The organism is Candidatus Hepatincolaceae symbiont of Strigamia maritima (assembly GCF_055505085.1).
Genome location: NZ_DBKDTU010000046.1, coordinates 1 through 3,190, shown reverse-complemented (window position 1 = coordinate 3,190; position 3,190 = coordinate 1). Strand labels below are relative to the sequence as shown.

At 28.1% G+C, this 3,190-nt stretch carries 2 protein-coding genes; both read left to right on the top strand.

Translation table 11 applies throughout. From position 1 onward, the window contains the following. Positions 1–244: 244 nt before the first annotated feature. Positions 245–1,807, top strand: a complete 1,563-nt coding sequence (locus ACQCX0_RS01090) for a BCCT family transporter (protein ID WP_462562267.1) — start codon at positions 245–247, stop codon at positions 1,805–1,807. A gap of 121 nt (positions 1,808–1,928) precedes the next feature. After that, positions 1,929–3,131, top strand: a complete 1,203-nt coding sequence (locus ACQCX0_RS01085) for an aminotransferase class I/II-fold pyridoxal phosphate-dependent enzyme (RefSeq protein WP_462562265.1) — start codon at positions 1,929–1,931, stop codon at positions 3,129–3,131. The last annotated feature ends 59 nt before the right edge of the window (positions 3,132–3,190 follow it).

Sequence of the window (3,190 nt, the reverse complement as noted above, 5' to 3'; positions counted from 1 at the left end):
AATTAGTATACTAGAACTAGAGACTTATGAGTAAAGATAATTATTTATTACCACATATAATTTTTTACTGCTAAATTTGCATTTTGAAAATTTTTCTGTTATAATAACTATTAGTGATATTAAAGTCACATTTCAAATTTTAATCTTTCTAGATTAATCTTTTCTAGGGCTTACTTTGTAAGTGTTAGTAAGTGTTTTTATAAAATAAGAACTTAATATTAGCAACATAAGGAAGGTTGCCGTTTTGATAAAAATTAGTAAATTAAAAAATATTATAGCAGAAACAACAATTAGACCGTTAGTTTTGCTTTTTTCTATTGTGCTTATTATCTTATTTATAGTTTTTTGTACAATATATCCTAATAAAACATTTTTACTTTTTAGATTATTAATAGACTATACTGTAAAACATTACGGTTGGTGGATTATATTCTCCACCAGCTTTTTTTTATTATTTATTTTATTTTTAGGTGTTAGTAAATACGGAAACTACAGGATAGGAGGAGAAACTGCACAAAAAGAATTTAGTAATTTTTCATGGTACTCTATGTTATTTGCCGCAGGTATGGGTATAGGAATTGTGTTTTTCGGAGTTGCAGAACCTTTATCACATTTCGCAGAACCCATGCCATATTTAACAAATAATTCTAATGATAGCTTAAGAATAAAAGCACTAGTTGCAACTTTTTTTCATTGGGGATTACATCCTTGGGGTATTTACGCAATAGTCGGGTTATCATTATCTTTATTTTGTTACGGTAAAAATCTTCCCCTTTCTTTTAGATCAATTTTTTATCCAATTTGGAAAGATAAAATTTTCGGGAAAAGAGGAGATATAATAGATACATTAACAATTATTGTTTGTTTACTAGGCATTTCAACATCTTTAGGTTTTGGTATTAAACAAATAAGTTCTGGAATAAGTTTAATATTTTATATGGAAAATAGTATATTATTACAAATACTTCTTTTGTGTGCTACTTTTATAATAACCGTTATTTCTGTGCTAACCGGAGTTAAGAACGGAGTAAGAATTTTAAGTGAGTTAAATATTAAAATAGCGATAATTTTTGCTATATTAATATTTTTGTTAGGTCCGACTTTATCTATTTTACAAGTTTTCGTTAGTAGTTTAGGAAGCTATTTTCAAAATTTATTAGGTATGAGTTTTTGGGTAAATTCTAATAACCCAGCTTGGCAATCTTCTTGGACAATATTCTATTGGTCTTGGTGGATATCGTGGTCCCCTTTTGTCGGTATTTTTATTGCTAGAATTTCAAAGGGACGTAAAATTAGAGAATTTGTCTTAGCAGTTGTCTTGCTACCTTCTTTATTAAGTTTCTTATGGATTACTATTTTAGGTTCAACTGCCGTAGATCAGATAATTGCAGATGGTAGTTCTAATTTAATAGGAGCAGATGCATCCGTATCACTATTTTATATGATACAAAACTTAACTCCGTTAATTAGTATTAGTAGTATTTTTAGTACCGCATTATCAGTTTGTGCTATATTGTTAATATTTTTATTTTTTATAACCTCTGCAGACTCAGCATCAATTGTAATAAATAGACTTAGTACAAAAAAGCTTATTAATAATAGCCAGCAAACTATATTAAAAGTATTTTGGGTGATGATTTTATTTATTGTTGCTTTTTATTTAATGTTTGGTACTACTACCGGAGAAAAAATTACATCATCAATACAAACAGCAGTTATTTTATCAGCTCTTCCATTTTCTTTAATCCTAATACTTTGCTGTTACAGCACTATAAAATATTTAAAAGATATAAAAGTAAACAAATAGATAAATATTGCTACCGCTTATAAAATTTCTATTTTACAAAGTTACATACTAATTAATTTTTTTTATACTAATTTAGTATAATTTCTATATACGAGCATAATAAATATTAAAGAGAAACATTATGATTAATAAATTACTAGCAAAAATTACCGATTATCCTTTTGCACAATTAAGTAAATTACTTAATTACCAAAGTAGTAGTCTAGACATCAATTTATATATCGGAAATCCTATTAAAGCTATCTCTCCCGTAGTCGGAGAGATTATGCACAAGTATGCTAAAGATCTTAACCAATACCCTACAGTAGAAGGAATAACAGAACTTAGAACGGCTATTTCTAATTTTTTAAAAAGAAGATATACTATTCCCAAATTAAGTTTAAATGAAGATAATATCCTACCTGTATGCGGTTCTAAAGAAGCTTTATTTAATATAGCTTGTTTAGAAAATATTTTTGCTGAGAATATTACTTCGCACAAAAATCCTAAAAACCTATTTTTAATGCCTAACCCCTTTTATCAGGTATATAAGGCTTCATGTCTTTTAAACGGTGGTACTCCTTATTATTTAGAAGCCAATGTAAGTAATAACTATCAACCTGATATTTCTTTACTTAGCCAAGAAATTTTAGAACAAACTAAATTGGCTTTTATTTGCAATCCTTCTAATCCTCAAGGTAGCATTATTAGTATAGAGTTATTAAAGAAGAGTATAGAAACCGCCCGTTATTATGGTTTTCAATTAGTATTTGATGAATGCTACAATGATCTTTATTACTATGAAAAACCTTATAGTGCTTTAGATGCTACAAATTTATTAGATGGAACTTTAAAAAATATTATTATAACCAACACTTTATCTAAACGTTCCTCTGCAGCAGGATTACGCTCAGGATTCCTCTTAGGAGATACTGAAATAATTAAAGAGTTTATTAAATTAAGAAGTTATACCTCTCCGGTAATGCCTATCCCTATTATGCACGCATCTACTTTCTTATGGAATGATGATACCCATGTTGCAGAAACCAGAAGCTTCTACAATTACAATATTGCTTTAACTACTAAATATTTCAAAGGGTATACAGGGTATAGAGAGCCTCAAGCTGCTTTTTATGTATGGCTTAAGGTTAAGAATGCTCTAGAATTTACTAAAAATCTATATTTAGCAGAAAAAATCAGAGTATTACCTGGAGCTTTCTTAACAGAAGCAAATGAATTCGGAGAAAATCATGCTCACGATTATATAAGAATTGCATTAGTGTATGAGCCTTACATTATGGAAGAAGCTCTAATAAAAATACGCAAACATTTAGAAAATTATTAACCCCTATGTTAGTATCTTTCTTAATAAAAAGTTTTGTTAGTTTATTATTATGTATAGCA